The 23,724-nt window shown below is 67.7% G+C and carries 31 protein-coding genes; 16 read left to right on the top strand and 15 right to left on the bottom strand.

The features are described from left to right. A partial coding sequence (locus AU188_RS25560; protein ID WP_172799531.1) for a hypothetical protein occupies positions 1-534 on the top strand: 534 nt, incomplete at its 5' end. Here AU188_RS25560 and AU188_RS16690 read toward each other — a convergent pair. From AU188_RS16690 to AU188_RS16710, 5 genes are all read right to left on the bottom strand, one after another. Continuing rightward, a complete protein-coding gene (locus AU188_RS16690) occupies positions 531-914 on the bottom strand; it encodes a hypothetical protein (protein ID WP_216636191.1) in 384 nt (127 codons plus the stop codon). The genes AU188_RS25560 and AU188_RS16690 overlap by 4 nt on opposite strands. Before the next feature lie 160 nt (positions 915-1,074). Beyond that, positions 1,075-1,971, bottom strand: coding sequence for an N-acetyl-1-D-myo-inositol-2-amino-2-deoxy-alpha-D-glucopyranoside deacetylase (gene mshB / locus AU188_RS16695; RefSeq protein WP_059164823.1), 897 nt, complete (start codon positions 1,969-1,971; stop codon positions 1,075-1,077). 42 nt (positions 1,972-2,013) lie between these two features. Then, entirely contained in the window at positions 2,014-3,828 is a 1,815-nt protein-coding gene (locus AU188_RS16700; RefSeq protein ID WP_059164824.1) for an ABC transporter family substrate-binding protein, read from the bottom strand. 91 nt (positions 3,829-3,919) lie between these two features. Then, positions 3,920-5,821: a translational GTPase TypA gene (gene typA, locus AU188_RS16705; RefSeq protein ID WP_059164825.1), complete on the bottom strand. Its 1,902-nt coding sequence runs from the start codon at positions 5,819-5,821 to the stop codon at positions 3,920-3,922. Between the two features lie 297 nt (positions 5,822-6,118). Further along, the gene (locus tag AU188_RS16710) at positions 6,119-6,520 is read right to left on the bottom strand and encodes a (deoxy)nucleoside triphosphate pyrophosphohydrolase (RefSeq protein WP_286137527.1); all 402 of its coding nucleotides are present in this window, start codon (positions 6,518-6,520) and stop codon (positions 6,119-6,121) included. A 27-nt stretch (positions 6,521-6,547) separates the two neighbouring features. Here AU188_RS16710 and AU188_RS16715 point away from each other — a divergent pair, with 27 nt between their 5' ends. Continuing rightward, entirely contained in the window at positions 6,548-6,832 is a 285-nt protein-coding gene (locus AU188_RS16715) for a 4a-hydroxytetrahydrobiopterin dehydratase (protein WP_059164826.1), read from the top strand. On the opposite strand, the gene AU188_RS16720 is transcribed toward AU188_RS16715, so the two are convergent. Then, a complete protein-coding gene (locus tag AU188_RS16720) occupies positions 6,810-8,009 on the bottom strand; it encodes a mannosyltransferase (RefSeq protein ID WP_082686669.1) in 1,200 nt (399 codons plus the stop codon). The two genes, AU188_RS16715 and AU188_RS16720, sit on opposite strands and share 23 nt — an antisense overlap. 139 nt (positions 8,010-8,148) lie before the next feature. Between AU188_RS16720 and AU188_RS16725 the strand changes: the two genes are divergently transcribed. Together AU188_RS16725 and AU188_RS16730 are read left to right on the top strand one after the other, a co-directional pair. Continuing rightward, positions 8,149-8,703 (top strand): hypothetical protein, encoded by a 555-nt coding sequence (locus tag AU188_RS16725; protein WP_059164828.1) that lies wholly within the window; start codon positions 8,149-8,151, stop codon positions 8,701-8,703. A gap of 65 nt (positions 8,704-8,768) precedes the next feature. After that, a complete protein-coding gene (locus tag AU188_RS16730) occupies positions 8,769-9,752 on the top strand; it encodes an Rv1157c family protein (RefSeq protein ID WP_059164844.1) in 984 nt (327 codons plus the stop codon). A gap of 97 nt (positions 9,753-9,849) precedes the next feature. Here the strand turns inward: AU188_RS16730 and AU188_RS25030 are convergent, their stop codons facing one another. Beyond that, positions 9,850-9,996, bottom strand: coding sequence for a DUF1059 domain-containing protein (locus AU188_RS25030; protein ID WP_067221678.1), 147 nt, complete (start codon positions 9,994-9,996; stop codon positions 9,850-9,852). 47 nt (positions 9,997-10,043) lie between these two features. Between AU188_RS25030 and AU188_RS16735 the strand changes: the two genes are divergently transcribed. Together AU188_RS16735 and AU188_RS16740 are read left to right on the top strand one after the other, a co-directional pair. Beyond that, positions 10,044-10,703, top strand: a complete 660-nt coding sequence (locus AU188_RS16735; protein WP_059164829.1) for a nitroreductase family protein — start codon at positions 10,044-10,046, stop codon at positions 10,701-10,703. A gap of 102 nt (positions 10,704-10,805) precedes the next feature. Next, positions 10,806-11,195, top strand: a complete 390-nt coding sequence (locus AU188_RS16740; protein ID WP_156426721.1) for a recombinase family protein — start codon at positions 10,806-10,808, stop codon at positions 11,193-11,195. Here AU188_RS16740 and AU188_RS16745 read toward each other — a convergent pair. Beyond that, the gene (locus tag AU188_RS16745; RefSeq protein WP_059164830.1) at positions 11,185-11,763 is read right to left on the bottom strand and encodes an HhH-GPD-type base excision DNA repair protein; all 579 of its coding nucleotides are present in this window, start codon (positions 11,761-11,763) and stop codon (positions 11,185-11,187) included. The two genes, AU188_RS16740 and AU188_RS16745, sit on opposite strands and share 11 nt — an antisense overlap. Before the next feature lie 89 nt (positions 11,764-11,852). Here AU188_RS16745 and AU188_RS16750 point away from each other — a divergent pair, with 89 nt between their 5' ends. Further along, on the top strand, positions 11,853-12,203 hold the full coding sequence (locus AU188_RS16750) for a DUF485 domain-containing protein (protein WP_059164831.1): 351 nt from the start codon (positions 11,853-11,855) through the stop codon (positions 12,201-12,203). Next, entirely contained in the window at positions 12,200-13,831 is a 1,632-nt protein-coding gene (locus AU188_RS16755) for a monocarboxylic acid transporter (RefSeq protein ID WP_059164832.1), read from the top strand. The genes AU188_RS16750 and AU188_RS16755 overlap by 4 nt, the downstream gene beginning before the upstream one ends. A gap of 13 nt (positions 13,832-13,844) precedes the next feature. Here the strand turns inward: AU188_RS16755 and AU188_RS25565 are convergent, their stop codons facing one another. After that, positions 13,845-14,012, bottom strand: a complete 168-nt coding sequence (locus tag AU188_RS25565; RefSeq protein ID WP_172799532.1) for a DUF5302 domain-containing protein — start codon at positions 14,010-14,012, stop codon at positions 13,845-13,847. Between the two features lie 15 nt (positions 14,013-14,027). Beyond that, positions 14,028-14,471 (bottom strand): PPOX class F420-dependent oxidoreductase, encoded by a 444-nt coding sequence (locus AU188_RS16760; RefSeq protein ID WP_059097906.1) that lies wholly within the window; start codon positions 14,469-14,471, stop codon positions 14,028-14,030. Between the two features lie 30 nt (positions 14,472-14,501). On the opposite strand from AU188_RS16760, the gene AU188_RS16765 reads away from it, so the two are divergent. From AU188_RS16765 to AU188_RS16775, 3 genes are all read left to right on the top strand, one after another. Next, positions 14,502-15,341, top strand: a complete 840-nt coding sequence (locus tag AU188_RS16765; protein ID WP_059164833.1) for a class I SAM-dependent methyltransferase — start codon at positions 14,502-14,504, stop codon at positions 15,339-15,341. Continuing rightward, positions 15,338-15,859, top strand: a complete 522-nt coding sequence (locus AU188_RS16770; RefSeq protein ID WP_059164834.1) for a DUF1697 domain-containing protein — start codon at positions 15,338-15,340, stop codon at positions 15,857-15,859. The genes AU188_RS16765 and AU188_RS16770 overlap by 4 nt, the downstream gene beginning before the upstream one ends. 68 nt (positions 15,860-15,927) lie before the next feature. Further along, positions 15,928-16,704: a class I SAM-dependent methyltransferase gene (locus AU188_RS16775; RefSeq protein ID WP_082686670.1), complete on the top strand. Its 777-nt coding sequence runs from the start codon at positions 15,928-15,930 to the stop codon at positions 16,702-16,704. Positions 16,705-16,773: 69 nt separating this feature from the next. Here AU188_RS16775 and AU188_RS16780 read toward each other — a convergent pair whose 3' ends face one another. Beyond that, positions 16,774-17,139 (bottom strand): Rv1152 family transcriptional regulator, encoded by a 366-nt coding sequence (locus AU188_RS16780; RefSeq protein ID WP_059164846.1) that lies wholly within the window; start codon positions 17,137-17,139, stop codon positions 16,774-16,776. 36 nt (positions 17,140-17,175) lie between these two features. On the opposite strand from AU188_RS16780, the gene AU188_RS16785 reads away from it, so the two are divergent. From AU188_RS16785 to AU188_RS16795, 3 genes are all read left to right on the top strand, one after another. Then, a complete protein-coding gene (locus AU188_RS16785; protein ID WP_059164836.1) occupies positions 17,176-17,889 on the top strand; it encodes an NAD-dependent deacylase in 714 nt (237 codons plus the stop codon). 113 nt (positions 17,890-18,002) lie between these two features. Continuing rightward, complete coding sequence (locus AU188_RS16790; RefSeq protein ID WP_286137528.1) at positions 18,003-18,449, top strand: hypothetical protein; 447 nt, start codon at positions 18,003-18,005, stop codon at positions 18,447-18,449. A gap of 79 nt (positions 18,450-18,528) precedes the next feature. Beyond that, on the top strand, positions 18,529-18,759 hold the full coding sequence (locus tag AU188_RS16795) for a hypothetical protein (protein WP_172799530.1): 231 nt from the start codon (positions 18,529-18,531) through the stop codon (positions 18,757-18,759). Positions 18,760-18,776: 17 nt separating this feature from the next. Here the strand turns inward: AU188_RS16795 and AU188_RS16800 are convergent, their stop codons facing one another. Genes AU188_RS16800 through AU188_RS16810 form a run of 3 tightly spaced genes read right to left on the bottom strand, consistent with a single transcriptional unit; the run spans position 18,777 to position 22,337 of the window. Then, positions 18,777-19,412, bottom strand: coding sequence for a class I SAM-dependent methyltransferase (locus tag AU188_RS16800; RefSeq protein ID WP_059164838.1), 636 nt, complete (start codon positions 19,410-19,412; stop codon positions 18,777-18,779). Further along, on the bottom strand, positions 19,393-20,073 hold the full coding sequence (locus tag AU188_RS16805; protein WP_059164839.1) for a TetR/AcrR family transcriptional regulator: 681 nt from the start codon (positions 20,071-20,073) through the stop codon (positions 19,393-19,395). Before AU188_RS16805 ends, AU188_RS16800 begins: the two co-directional genes overlap by 20 nt. After that, positions 20,070-22,337 (bottom strand): MMPL family transporter, encoded by a 2,268-nt coding sequence (locus AU188_RS16810; RefSeq protein ID WP_059164840.1) that lies wholly within the window; start codon positions 22,335-22,337, stop codon positions 20,070-20,072. The genes AU188_RS16805 and AU188_RS16810 overlap by 4 nt, the downstream gene beginning before the upstream one ends. A 162-nt stretch (positions 22,338-22,499) precedes the next feature. On the opposite strand from AU188_RS16810, the gene AU188_RS16815 reads away from it, so the two are divergent. Together AU188_RS16815 and AU188_RS25810 are read left to right on the top strand one after the other, a co-directional pair. After that, the gene (locus AU188_RS16815) at positions 22,500-23,039 is read left to right on the top strand and encodes a DoxX family protein (protein WP_059164841.1); all 540 of its coding nucleotides are present in this window, start codon (positions 22,500-22,502) and stop codon (positions 23,037-23,039) included. Positions 23,040-23,137: 98 nt separating this feature from the next. Next, positions 23,138-23,269 carry a hypothetical protein gene (locus tag AU188_RS25810; RefSeq protein WP_090278021.1) on the top strand — a complete coding sequence of 44 codons (132 nt, stop codon included), beginning with the start codon at positions 23,138-23,140 and terminating at the stop codon, positions 23,267-23,269. A 41-nt stretch (positions 23,270-23,310) separates the two neighbouring features. Here the strand turns inward: AU188_RS25810 and AU188_RS16820 are convergent. Then, positions 23,311-23,724: NAD(P)H-dependent flavin oxidoreductase (locus AU188_RS16820; protein ID WP_172799533.1), on the bottom strand; the 414-nt coding region annotated here is incomplete at its 5' end.

Here is a 23,724-nt window from a genome sequence, read left to right on the forward strand (position 1 = left end):
CCGCCCATCCCACCCTTGCCACCGCGGCCGCCGCTGGTTGCCGAGACCACCGAAGACGAGTTCTCCTTGGCCGCATCGATCGAGTCGGCGCAAACCCCGGTCACCGAAAACGTCGACACCGAACTCCCGGCCGACTCTCCCGCATCCGAGAACACCACGGGTCCGGACGACGAAATGGTCACGGACGTGAAAGGCGCAATAACCACGAAAGACGACGAGACTGCCGACTCCGGGCCGACGACGTCCACGTCGGGAACGGTTGCCGCCCAAGGTGAAGTGCGCGGTAGTGGCGCACCGAAATCTGAAGAGGCAACCGATGAGGAAACCGAAGATGAGTCGAAAGAGGTGGCGGACGAGGCCGAGGACACCACCCGGGCCAACACCGACGCTGACCGGACGACGCCGGCTTCGTCGACGAATGATGGCACCGCCAGCACGGACGCGACCTCCGGAGAAAAGGGCGACAAGGGCGACAAGGGCGACGAGCGCGGCAAGGGCGGCGCGGGCGACGCCGGGGACACCAGCGCCGACTAGTTCACGTGCCGCCATAGCACCGCGGCCGGCGGGAGGGTGCCGAGCACGATCAGTAGCAGCGCCGCGTACTCCATGACCCCGGTCCCGCCGAACACGATGTCGTCTCCCGGCCCGCCCAGTGTCATCAGGGCCACCGTGAGCAGCCATGTCCACAGCGGCAACGCGGCGACCCGCGGCGAAGAGGTCCAGTGCAGCGCCGCCCACACCAACGCGGCGTTGAGGAGGCCGGCGATCAGCGCGCTGATGGGAAACGGAACCGAGCCGATGCGTAAGGGAAGGAAGAAGGCCGCCGCGACCGCGCAGAGCGCCCCGTCGACGGCCAGCAGCGTCAGCACGGCCACGCGTCGGCGGTCCGTGGTGGCGGACGTGGACGAGTTCAGGTCGGGATGCTGTCCAGCACTCCGGTCAGCGAGCCGATCACCCACTGAAGGCTGTCGAGCCGGTCCTGCCAGTGCTGCAGGTTGGGATCGAGATCCTGATCCATGTGCCGTCCCTTCGTGGCGCCGCTGACTGCGGTGCAGCTTACTCCCCACAACACTGCTATTGAAGGTTCAGTCCGGCGAGCAGGTCGGTTTCCCAGCCGCGGGCGTCGCGTTCCCCGGGCGTGCCCGCCGCCAGGATGTAGTGCTCCACCGCGCCGACCGGTAACGCGATGTTGTTCGACAGTGCGAACGAGCGACCGTTGGGGGCGACGCTGATCTGCGTGGCGTGGGCGCGCATCGCCGCCACCTTGGCGCTCAACTGCGCGGGCACGTCGATCACGGCATCGATCGCGTCGTCGGGATAGCCGAACGGCACCTCGTCGACCGTCACCCGCGTCCACTCCGGCGGGGCGTCGTCGATCGCCGCGAGCCCCTCGGCGATCGCGGTCTTCGACGTCACCGCCCAGTAGACCTTCGGCACGGTCCACGGTTCGCCCGGAAACTGCGACCCGGCCGCGGCGGCCACCGCGGCCATCGTCACCTCGTGGCTGTGGATGTGGTCGGGGTGGCCATAGCCGCCCTGCGGGTCATAGGTGACGACGACGTGGGGGCGCAGCTCACGGATGACCGCCACCAGCGCGCCGACCGCCTCGCCGGGGTCGGCGTCGATGAACCGTTGATGGTGGCGCAGCGGCGTGCCCGTCATCCCGGAATCGCGCCAGCGTCCGGCGCCACCGAGGAACTGCGGTTCGCCGATCCCCAACGCGCCCAGGGCCGCGGTCAACTCGCCGATGCGGTATCCGCCGAGTTGGTCGGCGGCGTCGACGGCCAGACCTGCCCACCGCTCGCCGATCACCTCGCCCTCCTCGCCAAGCGTGCACGTGACGACGCGCACCTGCGCACCGCGGGCGACGTAGTGGGCGATCGTGGCGCCCGTGGTCAGCGTCTCGTCGTCGGGGTGGGCGTGCACGAACAACAGCCGCCCGGTGGCGCGGTCAACCGTGTTGGGTTCCATTCGCACCAGCTTGCCTGGCCCGATGACACCGCGCTGCGAGTGCTACGGCTTGGTCTTCACCCATTGGCCCGCGTCGCCAACGATGCCGACCGGCACGGCGCCCGACAGGCTGACGTTCTGGACGCTGGGCCCGGCCGCCACGATCGTGGTGTCCTGCAGGATCGGCAGCACGGTCGCCATGTTCCACAGTCGCGGTTCGACGGCGGTGATCACGTCGGCGATGTCCGCCGAGCCGTCCAGCGCGGCGTCGATCTTCGGCTGGATGCTGCGGTCGCAGATGCCGGTGATGTTGCTCGGTGCCTGGACGAGCTCGCCCGGTTCAGGCGCCGGACTCGGCGTCGTCGCGGTCGGCGTGGGCCGCGGCGCGGTCGGTGCGGTGGCGGTCGGCGTCTTCGGCGCCGTCGCCCCGGGTTGCACCGTCGCCACCGGCGTCGCCTCCAGCGCCCGGCAGCCGTAGCGCGACGCGAGCGCGGTGGCGAGGTCTCCGCCCGCATGCCGCCACCCGACCACCGCGTCGACGCGGTTGTTGGTCAGCGCGTCGCCGTAGAGCACCACGGGGTCGAGCGCCGACACCGAGGCCGTGATGCCGACGTTGCGCAGTTGGTCGGCGGCCGTGTTGGCGACGGCAACCGAGGTCGGGTCGTTGGCTGCCACCCCGATCACCAACGACAGCGGCACGCCGTCCTTGGCGATCCGCCCGCGGTCACCGTCCGGCGGCGGGGCGCCCGGGGTGGGTGGCGCGCTGGTCACGACGGGCTCCAGCTCATAACCGGCGTCGGCGAGCAACCCGAGCGCGTCCTCTTTGGCCATGGCCGGCGGCGCCGTGGGCACGTAACCCGGATCCGACGGCGAGCGCACCTGCGCCTGCGCCAAGGTCACCGTGTTGTCGTCACCGGCGCCCACCGAGGCGAGAAGGTCGACGTCGAGCAGACCCAGAATCGCCTTTCGGACTTGGGAATCCGACAACGCGGGCTGCTGGGCCCGCAGGGTCAACTGCATCACGCGCGGAGTGACGATTCGCGCGGTGCGCACGTCGGGGATCGCGGACAGTTGCGCGAATGTGGCCGCTCCGCCGTGCACCTGGGCGACCTGCGTGTCGCCGTTGCGAATCGAGTCGGCCAGAGCCGCGGAGTCGCCGCCGCGACGCAGCAGAACGAGGTCGGGCTTGGCGGGTGGACCCCAGTACCGGTCGTTGCGGGCCAGCAGGATCTCGTCGCGCTGCGGGTCGATGTTCTCCACCCGGAACTGCCCGCCGGTGACAGGCAGCGTTCGCGCCAGCCCGGCGGCGAAACCGCCGGGCACATCCTTGACGATGTGGGCCGGAAGGATGTCGTTGAACAGCTCGCGCCACGCCGGATACGGCTGCGAGAACGTCACGACCGCGGTCTTGCCGCCCTCCACCGACTGCACGCCGGTGATCAGGTCATAGCCCGCGGGGTCGACCACGCCGGGCTGGCTGACCATCTGCTGCCACAGGTACCAGTAGTCGTCGGCGCCGATCGGCGCATTGTCGGTCCACGACGCCTCGGGCCGGATCTTGTAGGTGACCGTGAACGGGTCCTCGCTCGTGACCGCTGCGGACTCCAACAGCGTTGGGTCCATCTCCCACCGCGAACCGGTCGGGGTCTTCGGATCGGGTATCGGCCGGAACGAACTGGGCAGCACAAGCGCGCTGATCGCCGCGTTGACCGGCGACTGGTCGGACAGCAGGTGCGGATTGAAGCCCGGGCCGATCCAGTCGATCGCCATGATGATCTGCGTCGCCTTCACCGGAGGAGGCGCCGTCGTCTCCGTGGTGTCGGTGCTCTGCGGCGCGGGCGGCGGGCTGACGGTGCAGGCAGCCGCCAGTGTCACCATCGCCGAAAGTGCAGCGATGGCGCGTAGGGGTCCCGACACGATGTTCAGGGTATCGGCAGGGCCGGAGCCGCTCGGCCGGCGACAGTCATACTCAGCCCCGGGCTTTCGCACGCGCCTTGGCGCGCGCACGCAGGCTGGCGTTCAGTTCGACCTTGCGGACGCGGACGACCTCGGGGGTCACCTCCACGCATTCGTCCTCGGCGCAGAACTCCATGGCTTGTTCGAGGGTCAGTTCCAGCGGCCGCGCCAACGTCTCGATGACATCGGCGGTTGACGACCGCATGTTGGTCAGCTTCTTCTCCCGCGTGACGTTGACGTCGAGATCCTCGGCGCGCGGATTGATGCCGACGACCTGACCCTCATAGGTGTCCTGCCCGGGTTCGACGAAGAACTGGCCGCGGTCGGCGAGCTGGATCATCGCGAACGGTGTGATGCTGCCGCTGCGGTCGGACACCAGCGACCCGCTGTGGCGGGCGCGGATCTCGCCGGCCCACGGCCGGTAACCGTCGAACACCGCGTTGGCGATCCCGGTGCCGCGCGTCAACGTCAGGAAGTCGGTGCGGAAACCGATCAGCCCACGGCTGGGCACGACGAAGTCCATCCGCACCCACCCCGCGGCGTGGTTGGCCATATCCTCCATGCGGCCCTTGCGCGCGGCCATCAGCTGGGTGATGGCGCCGACGAACTCCTCGGGGCAGTCGATGGTCATCGCCTCGAACGGTTCGTGCAGCTTGCCGTCGATGGTGCGGGTGACCACCTGAGGCTTGCCGACGGTCAGCTCGAAGCCCTCGCGGCGCATCTGCTCGACGAGGACGGCCAGCGCCAGCTCGCCGCGGCCCTGCACCTCCCATGCGTCGGGCCGGCCGATGTCGACGACCTTGATCGACACGTTGCCGACGAGTTCCTGGTCGAGGCGGTTGCGCACCATCCGCGCGGTGAGCTTGTGGCCCGACACCTTGCCCGCCAGCGGCGAGGTGTTCGTGCCGATCGTGACCGAGATCGCCGGCTCGTCGACCGTGATGCGCGGCAACGCGTGCGCATGGTCGGGGTCGGCGAGGGTGTCGCCGATCATGATCTCGGGAAGGCCGGCCACCGCGACGATATCTCCAGCCGTCGCCACCTCGGTGGGGTTGCGTTCGACGCCGACGGTGGCCAGAAGTTCGGTGATCTTCGCGTTTGTGACGACGGGCACGCCGTCCACCTCGCGCATCCAGGCCACCTGTTGACCCTTGCGCAGCTTGCCGTTGTAGATGCGGACCAGCGCCAGACGACCCAGGAACGCCGACGCGTCGAGGTTGGTGACCAGGGCCTGCAGCGGTGCCTCCGGATCGCCGCTAGGCGGCGGGATGTGCTGCATCAGGACGTCGAACAGCGGGTCGAGGTTGCTGCCGTCGGGGTTCTCGCCGTTGGCGGGCTGCGTGGTGCTGGCGATGCCGGCCCGGCCCGACGCGTACAGCGTCGGCAACCCGAGCGCCTCCTCGGCCGCCTTCTGCGCGTCCTCGTCGAGGTCGGAGGTCACGTCGAGAAGCAGGTCGTGACTGTCGGAGACCACCTCGGCGATCCGCGCGTCCGGGCGGTCGGTCTTGTTGACGACGAGGATGACCGGCAGGTGGGCGGCCAGGGCTTTGCGCAGCACGAACCGGGTCTGCGGCAGCGGGCCCTCGGACGCGTCGACCAACAGCAGCACGCCGTCGACCATCGACAGGCCGCGCTCGACCTCACCGCCGAAATCGGCGTGTCCGGGCGTGTCGATGACGTTGATGATCGTCACGCTGCCGTCGGCGTGGTGACGGTGCACCGCGGTGTTCTTGGCCAGGATCGTGATGCCTTTTTCCCGCTCGAGGTCACCGGAGTCCATGATGCGCTCGGTGGCGTCGTCACCACGGTGGGTCAGGGCGCCGGACTGCCGCAGCATGGCGTCGACCAGGGTGGTCTTCCCGTGGTCGACGTGTGCCACGATGGCGACGTTTCTGAAGTCAGGCTGCGAATTCACTTCCGAATCATCCCAGTGCGGTCGGCCAATCACGAAAACGAGAGATACCCGTCACTTGAAGCCCAGCAAGCTCGCCGACCTCGAGCCGAAGAAGAAGTGCTGTCGGAGCAAGCCGCGGTGCAAGCGCTGTCCGGTCGTCGTTCACCAGGTGCGCAAGGCCGAACGAAACGGCATCCGGGGCAAGCATCTGGCGAAGGTTTACAAGCGGGCCCGGCGAGCTTGAAGACGCCGAGACTGCGTACAGATCGCGAATTCCGCGGCGCGAAACGCGATCTGTGCGCAGTCTCGATGCATGAGTTAGTGCGCGAGCGCCAGCCTGAGCTCGTCCAGCCACGTCCGGTCGGCGGGCACCCAGGCAAGGTCGTCGAGTTCACCGACGCCGATCCAGCGCAGGGCGCGATGGTCGTTGGGGTGCAGGGTCCCGGCGGCCTGGGTGACGAGGTACGCGCGCAGGACGGTGGTCGGGTTGAGCACGACGTCTCTGCCGAGTCGCGCGCCGACCTGCACGACGACACCGAGCTCCTCGTGCAGTTCGCGGGCCAGCGCGGCTTCGTCCGTCTCACCGGCCGCCACCTTGCCGCCGGGCAGCTCCCACAGGCCGGCCAACTCGGGCGGCCGGTCGCGCTGGGCGACGAGCAGCTGCGGGCCCGAAATCAGGGCACCGGCGACGACGATCTGGTTCGGCTCGGGGTTCAACACTGCGGCCGACGGTATACGGTCGAAACCATGGCTGTGTTGACCGACGAACAAGTGGACGCCGCACTGCCCGACCTGCCCGGCTGGGAGCGCGCCGAGGGCACCCTGCGGCGCTCGATCAAGTTTCCCGCATTCCTCGACGGCATCGACGCGGTGCGCCGGGTGGGCGAGCACGCGGAGGCCAAAGACCACCATCCTGATATCGACATCCGTTGGCGGACAGTGACTTTCGCGTTGGTCACGCATTCTGCCGGCGGTATCACGGACAAGGACGTCGAGATGGCCCGCGACATCAACGCGATCGTCGACCAGTAGAAGCGATCCAGCCCAACGTCGCCAGCGTGGCGACGATATAGATCAGCCCCGCCCACGCCAGATACCACGGTCTGGCGATCACCCAGATGGTCGGCTGCGCGAAACTCAGCAGCCACGGCACCCCGACGAGCGTCAGCACGAGCCAGCCCCAGCCCAACACACGCGCGCCCAACCGGCGGCGCAGCGGTCCGTGCAACAACCACATCATCAGCGGAATGAGCCACACCCAGTGATGCGTCCACGAGATCGGTGACAGCAACAGGCCGAACAACTGCACGATCACGATCGCCCCCAGCCGATCCGACGCACCGCCGATCGCCCGCCACGCCAACACCGCCAACACCGCGGTCACCGCGATACCGACCAGCACGGCGGGCCCGTAGCCGGCGTCGTGCCCGATGATCCGCGACACCCCGCCCCGCCACGACTGGTTGAACGACGTGCCGACGGGGCCGACGCGGTCGGCGTCGCCGAGCAGTTGTGTGAAGTAGTACCGGGTCTCGTCACCGACCACCAGCACCGAAACACCCACCGTGGCAAAGAAAACGACCGCCGAGAAAGCCGCCGCACCCCATCTCCGCGCCCCGACGAAATACAACCCGGAGATCGCCGGCGTCAGCTTCACACCGGCCGCCAGCCCGATCAACAATCCAGACAGCCACCAGCGCGTGCTGTACACCGCACCGAGGACTGCCAGCGCCAGCAGCACGTTGATCTGGCCGTAGTCGAACGTGCTGCGCATCGGCTCGATCCAGATGCCGACCGCCGTCCACAGCATCGCGAGGCGCCGATCGCCGGCGCCCAGCAGTCGCTGACTGATCCGCACGACGCCGTACAGCGCGGCGATGATGCCGAGTTGCCATAGAAACGCTACGAATTCGAACGGCAGCAGGTGCAGCGGATAGAACACCACCGCCGCGAACGGCGGATAGGTGAACGGCAGCGGAAAGTCCGGCGTCTGGTCGGCGTAGACGTAGTCATAGAGCGCGCCGGGGTGGTCCAGCGCGCCGGCACCGCCGACGTAGACATGCAGGTCGACGAAGTTCGCGCCGTTGGGCACCAGGTAGGTCCACGCCAGTCGCGCGGCGATGCTGACCACCAGCAGCACCGGCGCCGCAACGGCCAGTCGGGCGGGCGTGCGCGGCGGTGACGGATCGGCGCTCGTCGAGGTGTCTATCCGCCCGACTCTATCGGCCGGTCACCGAAACCCTTCGCTTGAGTAACGGTTGCGTCACCGCCACACGTGTCACTTGAGTAACACCAGTAACTCCGTAGCTTCGGCCGCAGGCGTGCCGAAACAACTGATTGGGAGAACCATGCACAGCACCGGAAAACTGTTCGCCACCACGATGATCGCCGCCGCGGGAGCGGTCTCGGCCGCGCTGGCGCTGAGCGCCACTGCGACCGCACAGCCTGCCGCCCCGGCCCCCGCGCCGAGTGTGCCCGGCCTGCCCCTCATCCAGCAGTTGGCGTCGAACCCGGCCGCCGCATCGCAGCTGATGCAGGGTGTCACGTCGCTGCTCGGCAGTGCCCAGGCGCCGGCCGCCCCGGCCGCGACACCTCCGTCGGCGACGGCTTCGGTCACCCTGCCGCAGCCACCGGCGGCGTTGCCCGGCACGCCGGCACCCGCTGCGCCCGCGACGACGGCGCCGGCCAATCCGGCGGGCAATCTGTTGTCGAACCTGCCGACCGGCCTGGCTTCGCTGATGCCGCAGAACTCGCCGTTGTCGGGCCTGCTGCCTGCCGCGGCGACCGCCGCCACACCGAGCGCCCCGGCCGCCGTCGCACCCGCGGCCGTCGCACCCGCGGCGCCGGCGGCACCCAGCGCAGGTATGGCGCCGCTGCTGATGCCGCTGTCCGCCCTTCCGTGATCACCGCGGCGACGCCGGACTACCAACTGGCCGACACGACCACCACAACCCGAACCGAGGGAGCCATGTCAGCTCGAAGGATGTTCGCCACCGTCGCCATCGCGATCGGCTCATCGGCCACGCTGCTCATCAGCGGCGTGACCGGTGTGGCCGGCGCAGAACCTCCGCCCCCGCCGCCGATCGACAGCCTGCAAGCGCCGGGCCTGACGGCGGTGCAGGGCATCAGCCCGGCGATCCAGCAGGCCGCCGCCGATCCGACCAATGCGGCGTCGACGCTGATGGCTGCGGCCGCGGTGTTCGCCGGTGACGCCGTCGCACCTGCCGACTCGCGCAATGTCGCGACGGCGGTCAACCAGTTCGTCGCCCACAATCCGGCACCCGGCGCCGTGCCGGGCGCACAGGCGCACCTGCCTGCGGGCGTCGACCCGAGGCATGCCGTGGGACCGGCGCCGGAGGCGCTGCCGGCCCCGGCACCGGAAGCGGTCGTCCCGCCGGCACCGGCCCCTGCGCCCGCGCCGGCACCCGCCCCTGCCCCAGCGCCGGCACCCGCACCGGCGCCCGCGCCCCTGGCCGCTCCGGCCCCTGCACCGCAAGCCGCGCCCGCACCCGAGGCTGCCCCCGGTCCGGCGTTCGGACCGGACGCGCCACCGACGCAGGACTTCATGTACCCGTCGATCAGCAACGGCTGTCTCGCAGACGGCGGAAATGTGCTCGCCACCGCGATCTCGGTGGCCGGGCCGGCGAAGATCCCGACACCGGGACCCGGACCGGGCCAGACCGCCTATGTGTTCACCGCGGTCGGCACGCCGGGCCCCGCGGCCGAACAGAAGCTGCCGCTCAACGTCACCTGGGTCAACCTGACCACCGGCAAGTCAGGCAGCGCCACGCTCAAGCCGCGGTCGGATATCAACCCGCAGGGGCCGACCACCTTGACCGCGATCGCCGACACCGGAACGGGCAGCATCATCTCGACGATCTTCGGACAGGTCACGACCACCGAAAAGCAGTGTCAGTTCATGCCGACCATCGGCTCGACGGTCGTTCCGTAGCGCACACTTCACCTCCGCGAGCGGCCGTGTTTGCACGGCGACACGCCGCCGCGCAATGTACAAACGCGGTCGCTCGCGCGGGGTTGTGAAGCGGAAATCAGTAGGCCATGAAGAGGATTGCGTCCCGGTCGTACTCGCGACCGGGATGTGCCTCGGAGAGGTGCGCCTGAGCCTTCTCGACCAGGTCCTCCTCGTCCTTACCGACGATCGCTTCGCCACAGGGGCAGTTCAGGTGCGTCTTCATATCCTCACCTTCGCACAGGTCGCCATCGACTGGCTCAAGATATAGCCATGGACCTCTACAGCGTCATGCGCACGACGGCGGCGGTGCGCGAATACACCGGCGACCCGTTACCCGACGACGTCCTCGAGCGCATCCTCGACAACGCCCGCTTCGCGCCCAGCGGCGGCAACCGTCAGGGCAACCGGGTCGTCGTGGTCCGCGATCGGCAGACCCGCGAGGCGTTGATCGAATGCGCGATACCCGGCACCAAGCGCTACATCGCGCAACTGCGCAACGGTGAGAGTCCGTGGAATCCGCTGCACCCGTGCGAGGTTGACGCGCAGACCATCGAAGCGGTGAACGTGCCGAACCAGTCGCCGCTGCGAACGGCCGAGGCGGTGCTGGTGGTCTGCGTCGACCTCGGTGTCGTGGCGGCGTTCGATCAGCACCTCGACCGGGTCGGCCTGATCGCGGGCGCCTCGGTCTATCCGTTCGTCTGGAACATCCTGCTGGCCGCCCGAAACGAGGGCTACGGTGGGGTGCTCACCACGGCCGCGGTCGCCGAAGAACCACGCGTCCGGGAACTGCTCGGCATTCCCGACAACTACGCGATCGCCGCGCTGCTGCCGCTCGGCAAACCGGTCCGCCAACTGACCAAGCTGACCCGACGACCCGTCGCCGAGATCGCGACCAGGGAACGCTTCGACGGCGCCCCGCTCAGCACCTGACGCCCCGATGCATGTTGACGTCCGATAACAGTTCGGCCGGCAACGAGACTCGATGTGGTGGTGTCGGTTTCGGCGCCGCGGGTGTCGTGCGATCTTGGGAAGGTGACCTGCATGCTGGGCTACGCCACAGCAAGCACCGCCGAGCAGGGCCTCGAGGGTCAGCTCGCGGCGCTCAACGCTGCAGGCGTCGACCCGCGGCGCGTCTTCACCGACCGGCTGTCGGACTCCGCCGACCGTATCGGCGCGGGGCTGCACGCGATGCTGAGCTATGCACGCTCGGGCGACACCATCGTCGTCGTCGCGCTCGACCGGCTCGGCCGCACCGGCGCCGACGTCACCCGCACCGTCGCCGAACTGTGCGACCGCGGACTTCGGCTACGCACTCTCAAGGAAGGCCTCGACACCGGAACCACTACCGGACGCGTCGTCGCCGGGGTCATCAAGACGCTGGCCCGCCTGGACTGCGACGACTCCGCGGTATCTAGGCCTTAGCGGCTTTCGCGGCCGCCTTGGCCTGCTTCTTGTACGACCGCACTTTCTCCAGCGACCCGGGGTCCACCACGTCGGCCACCGACAGGAAAGAACCCGCCTTGCCGTATTCCCCGGCGGCCTTGCGCCAGCCTTGCGGTGTCACTCCGTACTGCTTGCCCAGCAACGCCAGGAAGATCTTCGCCTTCTGCTCGCCGAACCCGGGCAGCGCCTTGAGCCGACGCAGCACCTCCGCACCGTCCGGGTCGCCGGCCGTCCACAACGCCGCCGCATCACCGTCGTAGCGATCGACGATCAACTGCGCCAACGCTTGGATGCGCTTGGCCATCGAACCCGGAAAGCGATGTACCGCAGGCGTTTTCGAACACAACGCGGCAAACTCGTCGGGATCGTAGTCGGCGATCTCACGGGCGTCCACGCCGCCGATCCGGTCGGCGATCTTCTTCGGCCCGGCGAACGCCGCCTCCATCGGGTACTGCTGATCGAGAAGCATTCCCACCAACAGCGCGAACGGATTGGATTCCAACAGTACGTCGGCCTCAGGGTCTTGAACGAGCTGCAGTTTCGCCACTCGGCCAGTCTAGATCCGACGTTGGGCTTACAGTTGCGTGGCAACCAGCCCAGCGTGACGCACAACTACATCGAGATCAGGAGTCGCCGGTGCCCGAGACCCGACAATCACCCTCGGACACCCCGATCAGCGGCGAACAGTATCGCGCCGCACAAGCCAGCCCGGAGTTCCAGGAACTCCGTAGCAGGCTGCGCCGCTTCGTCTTCCCGATGAGCGCGCTGTTTCTCGTGTGGTACTTCGCCTACGTTCTGCTGGGCGCGTTCGCGCACGACTTCATGGCGATCAAGGTGTGGGGCGACATCAATGTCGGAATCCTGATCGGCCTGGGTCAGTTCGTCTCCACGTTCGTCATCACCGGTCTCTACGTCCGCTTCGCCAACCGGGAACTCGATCCGCGGGCCGAAGCGATCCGCACCAAGCTGGAAGGCGGCGCGGTATGACCACGCTGCTGGCCGCCGACTCGGGCGTCGGCAACCCCGTCGCCAACATCGGCATCTTCGCGTTGTTCGTCGCGGTGACGCTGTACATCGTGATCCGCGCGAGCAAGAAGAACGCCACCGCCGCCGAGTTCTTCACCGCGGGACGAGCGTTCACCGGCCCGCAGAACGGTATCGCGATCTCCGGTGACTACCTGTCGGCCGCCAGCTTCCTCGGTATTGCGGGCGCGATCGCGGTCTACGGCTACGACGGCTTCCTGTACTCCATCGGTTTCCTGGTCGCCTGGCTGGTGGCGCTCCTGCTGGTCGCCGAATTGCTGCGTAACGCAGGAAAATTCACGATGGCCGACGTGTTGAGCTTTCGGCTCGAGCAGCGTCCGGTGCGCCTCGCCGCGGCGACCACCACGCTGGCCGTCTGCCTGTTCTACCTCCTGGCACAGATGGCCGGTGCCGGCGGTCTGGTTGCCCTGCTGCTCAACGTCACCAGCGACCTCGGCCAAGCCCTGGTGATCGCGGCCGTCGGGGTACTGATGATCGTCTACGTGCTGATCGGCGGCATGAAGGGCACCACCTGGGTGCAGATCATCAAGGCCGTGCTGTTGATCGGCGGTGCCGCGCTGATGACGGTGTGGGTGCTCGCCAAGTTCGGGGCGAACTTCTCCGAGATCCTCGGCGCGGCGCAATCGGCGGTCTCCGGGTCCGCCAACGAGGCCGTCGCCGGGCGCGACGTGCTGGCCCCCGGCGCGCAGTACGGCGCCTCGCTGACGTCGCAGATCAACTTCATCTCGTTGGCCCTGGCGTTGGTGCTGGGCACCGCGGGTCTACCCCATGTGCTGATGCGGTTCTACACGGTCCCGACCGCCAAGGAGGCGCGGCGCTCGGTGGTCTGGGCGATCGCGCTGATCGGCGCGTTCTACCTGTTCACCCTCGCTCTGGGGTACGGCGCCGCGGCGCTCGTGGGGCCCGACACCATCCTGGCCGCGCCCGGCGGGCAGAACTCGGCGGCCCCGCTGTTGGCGTTCGAACTGGGCGGGGTGATCCTGCTGGGCATCATTTCGGCCGTCGCGTTCGCGACGATCCTCGCGGTGGTCGCGGGACTGACCATCACGGCGGCGACGTCGTTCGCGCACGACATCTACGCCAGCGTGATGAAGAGCCACCAAGTCTCCGAGTACGAGCAGGTGCGGGTCTCGCGCATCACGGTGGTGGTGCTCGGCGTCTTCGCGATCGGCCTGGGCGTGCTGGCCGCCGAGCAGAACATCGCGTTCCTCGTCGCATTGGCGTTCGCGGTGGCCGCCGCGGCGAACCTGCCCACGATCCTGTATTCGCTGTACTGGCCGCGGTTCAACACCCGCGGCGCGCTGTGGAGCATGTACGGCGGCCTGATTTCGACGATCGTGCTGATCGTGTTCTCCCCCGCCGTTTCCGGCTCCAAGACCGCGATGCTGACCGACGTCGACTTCGCCTGGTTCCCTCTGGCCAATCCCGGCATCGTGTCCATTCCGCTGGCGTTCGCGCTCGGCGTCGTGGGCACGCTGACGTCGCGGGACCGCGGCGATCCCGACACCAACGCCGAGTTCGAGGTGCGTTCGCTGACCGGCATCGGCGCGGAGAAAGCCGTCACACACTGACCTCTTGCGCGGGTCAGCCGCTCTTGCGCCGGAATTCCCGACGATGCTCCACGGGTCCGTGCGCCTTCGGCTGCTTGGCGCCGCCGTCCTTGTGCGCCGACCCGCCGGCCGCCTGGGCCTTCTTGCGCTCCAGCGCTTCCCGGAACTTGCGCTTGGTCTCGTCTTCCGGTGCATCGGCCATGACGGCAGCCTAGCTCTACCGCCGACCCGGCGGCATCCCATATAAGTGCGAGATCGGCAGCGTCATCACCACCCGGCGGTCATCGACCATCGCCCGCCGGTAGTCGTCCCAGTCGGGATGCTCACCGGCGATGTTGCGGTACAAGGCGATCAGCGCCTCGACGGTGTCGTCGTCTCGGGAGGCCGCGGGCGGGGTGAGGACGGCATCGCCCTCGGCGACCGCATACGACCAGCCGTCGTCGGAGCTGACGTGGATCGAGGCCCGGGGGTCGCGCCGCAGATTGCGGGTCTTGGCCCGCGGCTCGGTGATCGACACCTGGATGGTCAGCGCACGCGGATCGAAGTAATAGGACACGTTCGACAGCTGTGGGCGGCCGTCGCGCTTGATCGTTGCGAGGACGCCCAGCGAGTTCCCGCCGATCAGCGCGAGCAGCTTGTCGTCGAACACGTGGCGTCCCATGTCCCGAGCCTACGTCTCTACCATCGACGTGTGACCGGTGCTGCAACTCGAATAGACGGCAATGTGCTCGACGGCGTCTCCGCGACCACGCTGTGGACGTTGCACAACCGCGCCAGTGAGGCCAAGCGGTCCGACGGGGTGATCCGCGACCCCTGGGCGGTCACGCTGTTCGACGCGGTCGACTACGACTACCGCAAGTTCGGCAGACCCAACCAGTCGCACGCGTTACGCGCCGTGGCCTTCGATGCGGCCGCGCGCGAGTACCTGGCCGCGCATCCGAAGGCGTCGGTGGTGGCACTTGCCGAAGGCCTGCAGACCAGTTTCTGGCGCTTGCAGCGCCACGGCGTCACAGACGAATTGACTTGGTACTCCGTCGATCTCCCTCCCGTCATGGCGTTGCGGGACAAGCTGCTGCCACACGACGAGCGCATCATTCCGCTCGCGCAGTCGGCGCTGGACCGCAGCTGGATGGATCGCGTAGACGCGACTGACGGCGTGTTCATCACCGCCGAAGGCCTGCTGATGTATCTCGATCCAGCCGACGCGCTGGGCCTGATCCGCGACTGCGCGGCCCGCTTCCCCGGTGGCCGGCTGATGTTCGACTCGGTCCCGCCGTGGTTCAGCCGCCGCACGGTGAGCGGAAAACTCAAGCTCTCCGACCGATATGTCGCTCCGCCGATGCCGTTCGGGCTGTCGCCGGACGAGGCCGTCGCGCTGGCCGGACGCATTCCCGGTGTGTGCGCCGCCCGAGACGTCGCGATGCCGCCGGGACGCGGGTTGTTCAAGGTGCTCGCCTCACCCGTCTGGGATCGCGTCGGGATCATGCGCCGCGGCCGTCCCAGCTTCACACTGCTGGAGTTCGGGTCATGACGCGCTATGCCGCGTTTCTGCGCGGGGTCAACGTCGGGGGCGTCAACCTCAAGATGGCCGACGTCGCAAAGGCCTTCGAAGACGCCGGATTCGGTTCGGTGCGAACGGTTCTCGCCAGCGGTAACGTCGTCTTCGACAGCAAGGCCGGGGTCGACGCGGTGCGCCGGAAGGCGGAGAAGGTGTTGCGTGACACCTTCGGCTACGACGCCTGGGTGCTGGCCTATCCGCTCGATGTGGTGGCGGCGATCTCCGCCGCGTACCCCTTCGAGCGTGAGGTGCCCGAACACCACTCATACGTGACATTCGTGACCGACGAACAGGTGCTCGACGAGCTGGCCGCACTGGGCGACGACGCCGGACCCGAGGAGAAGATCCAGCGCGGCGACGGGGTCATCTACTGGCAGGTGCCCAGAGCTGCGACGTTGGACTCGACGATCGGCAAGACCATGGGCAAGAAGCGCTACAAGTCATCGACCACCACCCGCAACCTGCGCACGCTGGACAAGGTGTTGCGGTAGGTACATTCGGTCAGGTGAGTTCGAAAGCCGACGGCACCGTGCTTACCGGTGTCTCCGAGACCGCCTTGATGACGCTGCGCGTGCGGGCCACCGAGGCCCGTCGACCGGATGCGCTGCTCCAGGACCCGATGGCCATCCAGCTCGCCGACTCCATCGACTTCGACTTCGCCAAGTTCGGGCTCTCGCGCCGTCAGGACATGGCGGTGCGGGCGCTCGCGTTCGACCGGGAGGCACGTCGTTATCTCGGTGATCATCCACGCGCGACCGTGGTGGCGCTCGCCGAGGGACTGCAGACCAGCTTCTACCGCCTCGATGCCGCGGATGTGGGGCACGAGTTCCGTTGGCTCACCGTGGATCTGCCGCCGATGATCGAGTTGCGACGCAAGCTAGTGGCCTCCTCTGACCGGGTGCAGATGCTGGCCCAGTCGGCGCTCGACTTCAGCTGGATGGACCAGGTGGACACCGAGCACGGGGTGTTCATCACCGCCGAGGGGCTGTTGATGTACCTGCAGCCGCACGAGGCGCTCGGCTTGATCGCCGAGTGCGCCGACCGCTTCCCCGGCGGAGGGATGATGTTCGACCTGGCGCCGGCTTGGTTCGCCCAGTTGATCACCCGCGGCCTGTTGCGTCCGTCGTTGCGCTACCGGGTGCCGCCGATGCCGTTCAGCATGACACCCTCACAAGTCGCCGGCCTGGTCGACGAGATCCCGGGAATCCGCGCGGTGCACGACGTGCCGCTGCCGCCCGGACGCGGCAAAGTGCTCAACGCCCTGATGTGGGGCGCTCAGCGACTTCCCATGTTCGATTCCGTACGACCGGTGTTCACGCTGCTCGAATTCGGCTGACATTCATTGCCGTACTCCTCAACGCAGCTCGTGCCTCGCCGCTAGATCGTCATTCGGCTGCGGCTGAGCTCAGCCGAACGCCGTCTCCACATACCTCAACGCATCGGCCTTGTCGACGCCGAGCGCCTTGGCCGCCGAGACGAACGTGTTCGCAGCGGTGGCCATCGCGGCGTCCGCTGGGTCCGCGCGGGCGACGAACGTTCCGAAGCGGCCACGGGTTTCGAGGATTCCGGCGGATTCCAACTCGCGGTACGCCCGGGCCACCGTATTCACCGCGAGGCCGAGCTGACCGGCCAACTCACGCACCGTCGGCAACCGGGTCCCCGGCGCCAGCCTGCCGTCACGCACGCCGTCGATGATCTGCGTCCTGAGTTGGTCGTACAAAGCGCCTGACGAACGCTGGTCGATCAGTACCCAATCCCCCAAGTTGGCCACGTGCTCAGTATTGCCCACACCGGCTAGTTTGGTCATGTGCAGGTAACGGTTCTCAGCGGTGCGGGCATCTCGGCCGAGAGCGGTGTGCCGACGTTCCGCGACGTCGAGACCGGGCTGTGGGCGAAGGTCGACCCGTACGAAATCTCCAGCTCGCAGGGTTGGCGAGCAAACCCGGAGAAGGTCTGGGCGTGGTATTTGTGGCGCCACTACATGATGGGTGCGGTGCAGCCCAACGACGGTCACCTTGCCGTCGCCGCCTGGCAGGACCATGCCGAGGTGCACGTCGTCACCCAGAACGTCGACGACCTGCATGAGCGGGCGGGCAGCAAGAACGTCTATCACCTGCACGGCAGCTTGTTCGAATTCCGCTGCGACCGCTGCCAAGCGGCCTACGCCGGAGACCTGCCCGCCATGCCGGAACCGGTGGAAACCGTCGACCCGCCGCGGTGCGCCTGCGGCGGACTCATCCGTCCGAACGTGGTCTGGTTCGGCGAGGCGCTGCCCGAGGATGCTTGGGAGCGGTCGGTGGCGGCGGTCACCGGGGCGGACCTCGTCATCGTCGTCGGCACCTCGTCGATCGTCTATCCCGCGGCCGGGCTTCCCGAGATCGCGCTGGCCAACGGCACCGTGGTCATCGAAGTGAATCCCGAACGCACACCGCTGTCGGACGCCGCGACGGTCTCACTGCGGGAAACTGCGGCGGGCGCGCTGCCCAATCTGCTGCAGCGGCTGCCCGCGCTGCTCCGCTAGCGAAGCGCGTGCGTTTGACCGGTCGGCGAATCGCCAATTGACGGGCGTCGGTCAACTTCGTCGATTCCGAACTGTCAAGATCAGCGCTGTGTAATATCCGAAACACTCTGCTGATGAGAGGAATCCGAATGGTCAATACCCGTTTGGTCTCGGTGATCGCAGCTGCGGGCGTAGTCGGCGCGGGCATCACGGCGGGCACCGCTTGGGCGGGTGGTCAAGGTGGTGTCGTCGAGGACCCCGAGGACATCTCCGCGGCGGTCGGTACCGGTGTGTTCGAAGGCGCGGTGGTCGGTTTCACCGCGACCGGCGACACCAACGAGGAGGCATCGGCGGCCGTGATCGCGCAATGCGAGAGCGCCGGTGGCGTGGAGTGCACCAGCGACGAGGTGACCAACGATCGACTCTGCATCGTATCCGTCGCTGACGACGTCAGCGACGTAGTGGCAGGCGGAGCCGGAGCGACTGTCGAGGCGGCTCGCGCGGATGCGTTCAACCGGGCAGCGGCCAACAACACGCCACTGAGTCCGACCGCCCCCGTCGTCATATCGGCCTGCCCCTGATGGCCGCCGGATGTCGCGTCGTGCACCGCATGACCATTCCGCTATCGCAGTTCTCGCCCGCACGGGGAAGGACACCATGATGGGCCGCATCAAGCCAGCACTGCTGATGGCGAGTTTGGTTGTCGTAACGGGTATTTCGGCCCCGACGGCCGATGCTCGACCGACCTGCCAGAATACGCAGTTCCAGTCCGTCTGCCAGACCAACGGCAGCGTGTCGATCAAGACGCGGCCGGGGACGGTGGCGCCGCCTGCCAACCAGCCCCAGCTCCCATTCGGGATGGGCAGCGGCTTCCCTGGCCGTCGCCGGTAGTAGCCCGTCGGACTCGGCTACGGCTTGACCGCCCGGCCGATCGCAACCTCGGCGACCGGCAGCGGCAGCCACCGCGGTATCGTCCATTCCCGCCGGGCGCCCGCCACGTCGAAACCGGCGCCGACGATGCTTTCCTCGGTATGCCGATGGGTGTGGCAGTTACCGAGCAGCCGCGGCCACACCGTCGCGTCGGCGATCCTCTGCAGCCGCGCGCGAGGACCGCTGGCGGCGATGTGCTCGAGATAACGGAGTTCGCCACCCGGTCGTAACAGCGAATGCAGCTGCCGCAGCACGGTTTCCGGGTTTTCGATCGAGCACAGCACCAATGAGCAGACCACGGCGTCGAACGGTTCGTTGCCGGACGCCATGAATTGCTCGACCGTGTCGGTCCTGACGGTGACCGGGACCTGCGCCGCCGCGGCCGCCCGCTGGGCATGTTCAGCCAGGCGGCGCTCGGGTTCGACGGCCACCACCTCGGTGACGGTGTCGGGGTAGAACTCGAAGTTGGTCCCGGTACCCGCACCGACTTCGAGCACACGGCCGGAGAGGCCGGCGAGGTTCTCGCGGCGCAACTGCCGGATCGCGTCGGTCTCGTGTGTCGACAGCACCGTCCACAGCTTCGCGAAGAACGGGTTATCTACTGTGTTCGACATTCTGCAGTCCCTTCAGTCGTGCGACGGTCTCCTGCGGTGGGGCCTTCGGGTCGATGCCACCCGCCACGATCTCTCCCACGACCACGGCCCTTAGCGCCCGGTCGGTGAATTCCTCGACGTCACCCCAGGGCAGGTACGGCCTGGAGATGAGCATCGCCGCCACCCCGTGGGCCGCCGCCCACAATTCCAACGCAACGACGGTCGAATCGCCAGGAGCGAAAACGCCTTCGGCCATCAGCGACTCGACCGAGCTTCGGATGTGCGCGAACGCCGAGCTGTTGAGTGCGACGTCCACGTTGCTGCCCGGCCGACCTGGTCCCATCGTGGCAATGCGGTACAGCTCAGGCGTTTTCAGTGCGAACCGGACATACGCCAGCCCCTGCGCGCGCAGCACATCAATGGTCGACGGTTCGTCCGCCGCCGCCCGTTGCATTTCCTCGTCGAGTTTTTCGAAGTACCGCGCACAAACCGCGTCGAGCAGCGCATCCTTGTCCGAGAAGTGCAGATAGATCGACGGCGGCGTCACCCCCACCCGCTGCGCGACCGATCGGATCGACACGTCTTTGGCGTGGCCGGTGTCGAGCAGCAGATCGGTGGTCGCGTCGAGGATCTCGTCGCGCAGCTGCTCTCCCGATCCGCGTGGCGCACGCCGGCGTTTCATCGGGTTCCCACGGGCTCGGTCGACGGTTTCGTTACCGCCGACGAGGATTCGGCCGTCTCGCTCAAGCCGATCCGTGCGTGCAGCTTTGCCAGCGGCTTGGGCGCCCACCAGTTCCAGCGGCCGAGCAGATGCATGAACGCGGGAACCAGGGCCATGCGCACCAGTGTGGCATCCGCGAGTATCGCCAGGGTCAACCCGACACCGAACATTCGCATGAACGCCACCTCAGCCGCGATCAGCGCCGCGAACGAGATCGACATCAGCAGCGCCGCCGCTGTGACGACGCGGCCCGTCTTCGCCAGACCGAGCGCCACGCTCTCGTCGTTGTCGGCGCGCGTCCGTCCCGACTTCAACCAGAACTCACGGATCCGCGACACCAGGAAGACCTCGTAGTCCATCGACAGCCCAAATGCGATGCAGAACAACAGCACCGGCATGTTCGCCACCAGGGTCCCGGTCGGTGTCGTGCCCAGTGCGCCGAGATGACCTTCCTGGAAGATCCACACCAGTGCCCCGAACGCGGCCGTCAGCGACAAGACGTTGAGCACCAAGGCCTTCAGCGGTAGCACGACGCTGCCGGTGAGCAGGAACAGCAGCACGAAGGTGATCGCGGCGATCACGCCGAGCACCAGCGGTAGCCGCGTCGTGATCGCCGAGGCGCTGTCCCGGTTGATCTGTGCGACACCGGTCAACTGGACCGGAACATCGGCAGGGGTGCTCACCACCCGCAGTCGATCGAGTTGCGCCTCGGAGGCGTCGCTGAACAGCGGCGCGGTGCTGGCCACCGTGAGGAACGCGCTGCCGTCCTTGACGCCGGTCGCGGCCGACGGCGGGCCGACCACCCTGCCGTCGACAAACGTCCCGCCGGGCGCCGACACCGAGGACACGTCGGCGACGCGCGACAGGTCTGCGGCATAACGGTCCACCAGCGCGGGCGTGATCCCGCGGGTTTCCGGTATGACGACCGTGACGTTGCGCGCCGAGTCGACGGCGAAGTTGGTGCGCAGGTCGTCGCCGACCTGCCGCGCCGACGCCGACTCCGGCAGTACCCGGTCGTCGGGGAATCCCCACTTCGCCCCGAGGAACGGCGCGCCCAGCACCAGCAGCAGCGCGACGATCGCTATCCCGATCGGAAGTGCCCGGCGCATCACGTATTTCGTGCATCGGTACCAGAACGTTTGCTCGACGGGCTTGCGCACCGGATTCGGCCGGCTGAAGACCCAACGCGCAAGACGGCGTGCGTCCAACGAATCCATCCGGTCGCCGAGCAGCACGATCGCCGCGGGCGCAACCACCACCGCGGCCACCGCCGCGAACGTCACCACCGCAATTCCCGCATAGGCGAACGACTTCAGGAAGTACATCGGAAACAACACCATCGCGACCATCGACAGCGCCACCGTCATCGCGGAGAACAACACCGTGCGCCCGGCCGTCGCCATGGTGCGCACCAGCGCGCGGTCGCGGTCCGCCCCGTCGGCGATCTCGTCTCGGTACCTGCTGATGATGAGCAACGTGTAGTCGATAGCGAGCGCCAATCCCATTGCCACCGAGAGGTTCAACGCGAAGATCGACACGTCGGTGAAATAGGTGACCGCGCGCAACACCGCCATCGAACCGAGAATCGCGAAACCACCGATGGCCAGCGGCAGCGCGGCGGCCAGCAACCCGCCGAACACCCACACCAGCGCCACGAAACTCAACGGAATCGCGATGGCTTCCATCCTCAACAGGTCTTTTTCGCTCTGGCCGTTAATCTGCACGTAGATCATCGCCTCGCCGCCGGCGCGCACGGTGACGCCGTCGCGGTCGTGCACGAGCCGCTCGGTGAGTTCCTTCGCGTGCTTCTGCGCCCCGCTCTCGCCGCCCGTGATGCCCGCGACGATCAATCCTGTCTTGCCGTCGCGACTGATCAACGCCGGAGCGGCCGTGGGCGGCGCGGTCCACAGCGAGGTCACGTCGACGACGGAGGGCGCGGCCCGCAGTTGCGCAGCGAGATCCTCCCCGACGGCACGGGCCGCGGCACTCTGGGCTCCGTCGTCGGAGCGCACGCTGATGAGCAGTTCCATGTCGCCCTGACCGAACTTGTCCACCAACAGCCGGCTGGCCTCCGCCGACTCCGACGTGGGGTCCTGGAACCCGCCGGCGGACAGGTGCTTGGCGACGGGAATCCCGAACACTCCGCACGCGACCATCACCAGCACCGCGATCGCGATGACGCGCCGAGGCGCCGCCATGGCCAGATGTGCGATTCGTTGCAGCACGCCGCATCCTCTCGGTCGGCACTTCATGCCGATAACGACGATAACTTAACAGCGGTAAGTCAGAGGCGTCAATGCACCCGTACGGGACACGGTTGAGGTACCCGCGACGTTCACCGCGATTCCCCGCGATGAGTTCTGACTTGTCTGGTAGTCGTAATCGGCATGACAACGACGGACGTGGCCACCAGCACCACCACGCGCGACACCGCCGTGGACGTCGGCCTGCTGATCCTGCGGATCGGCATCGGCGCGGCGATCCTTCAGGCCGGCCTGATCAAGGCCTTCGACTTCAACACGGCGGTCGGGTTCATGGAGTCCGCCGGCTGGCGACTACCGGGTCTGGCGGCGTTCCTGGTGACGACGGCCGAGACGCTCGGCGGGCTGGGCTTGATCGTCGGCGCGCTGACGCCGTTGGCGGCATTCGCGGTGATCGCGGCGATGGTCGATGCATGGGCGGTCAACGTGTCGACGATGGCCTTCTGGTCCGAACCGTTCAATGCGCCGTTCCTGATCGGCATCGGAGCGACAGCGCTGTTGTTCGTCGGCGCCGGGGCGTACTCCTTCGATGCGAAGGTGCTCGGCAGAACGATGTGGGGAACGCGCATAGCCGTCGGCCTGCTCATCGCGGCCCTGGCCGCCGCGGTCCTGACGTGGGTGGCGCTGCTCGGAACCAACCCGATCCACTTCACCGCCCCGAGTTAGAACGGCTCTTCGGCAAAACCTACCCGCCGGTAAGATTGCCACGATTTTCCGAATCGTGACTCAATGATTCCTTAGAGGTGACCCCTACTGTCGAGTACATGTGGATCGACGACACCAGTGCCGATGTCATCAAGGTTGACTTCGAGGCGCTCTACCACGGCGATGTCCTGGTAGAAGGCGATACCTCGGAGCAGCTCGACGACGAGCACCCCCTGCGCACCGCCGTCTGACCGAACGCGCGCCGAGGGGCCGCGCGTTCGCTCGGGCGCTCTTAGGCCACGTTCTCTTCCTCGTCGGCCACCACCATCCCGCTCAGCCGTTCGCTGATGATCTCCTCGGCTTCGTCGACGATGCGGGCAACCAGTTCCCCGCAGGTCGGGATGTCGTTGATCAAGCCCATCGCGGTGCCCACACTCCAGATTCCGGCGTCGAGATCGCCGACCTCGTAGACCTTCACGCCGCGCTTGCCCGCCACCAGATCCTTGACGTCCTCGAACTGACCGCCGCGGTCGAGAATCTCCACGACCTCGCGCGAGACCGCGTTGCTGGCCACCCGAGCGGTGTTGCGCAGCGGCCGGAAGATCAGCTCCGTGTCGAGCTCGCTGCCCGCGACGATCGCTTCCTTGACGTTCTGGTGGATCGCCGATTCGACGGTGCACATGAACCGCGATCCCATGTTGATGCC

Source organism: Mycobacterium sp. IS-3022 (assembly GCF_001500065.1).
GTDB lineage: Bacteria > Actinomycetota > Actinomycetes > Mycobacteriales > Mycobacteriaceae > Mycobacterium.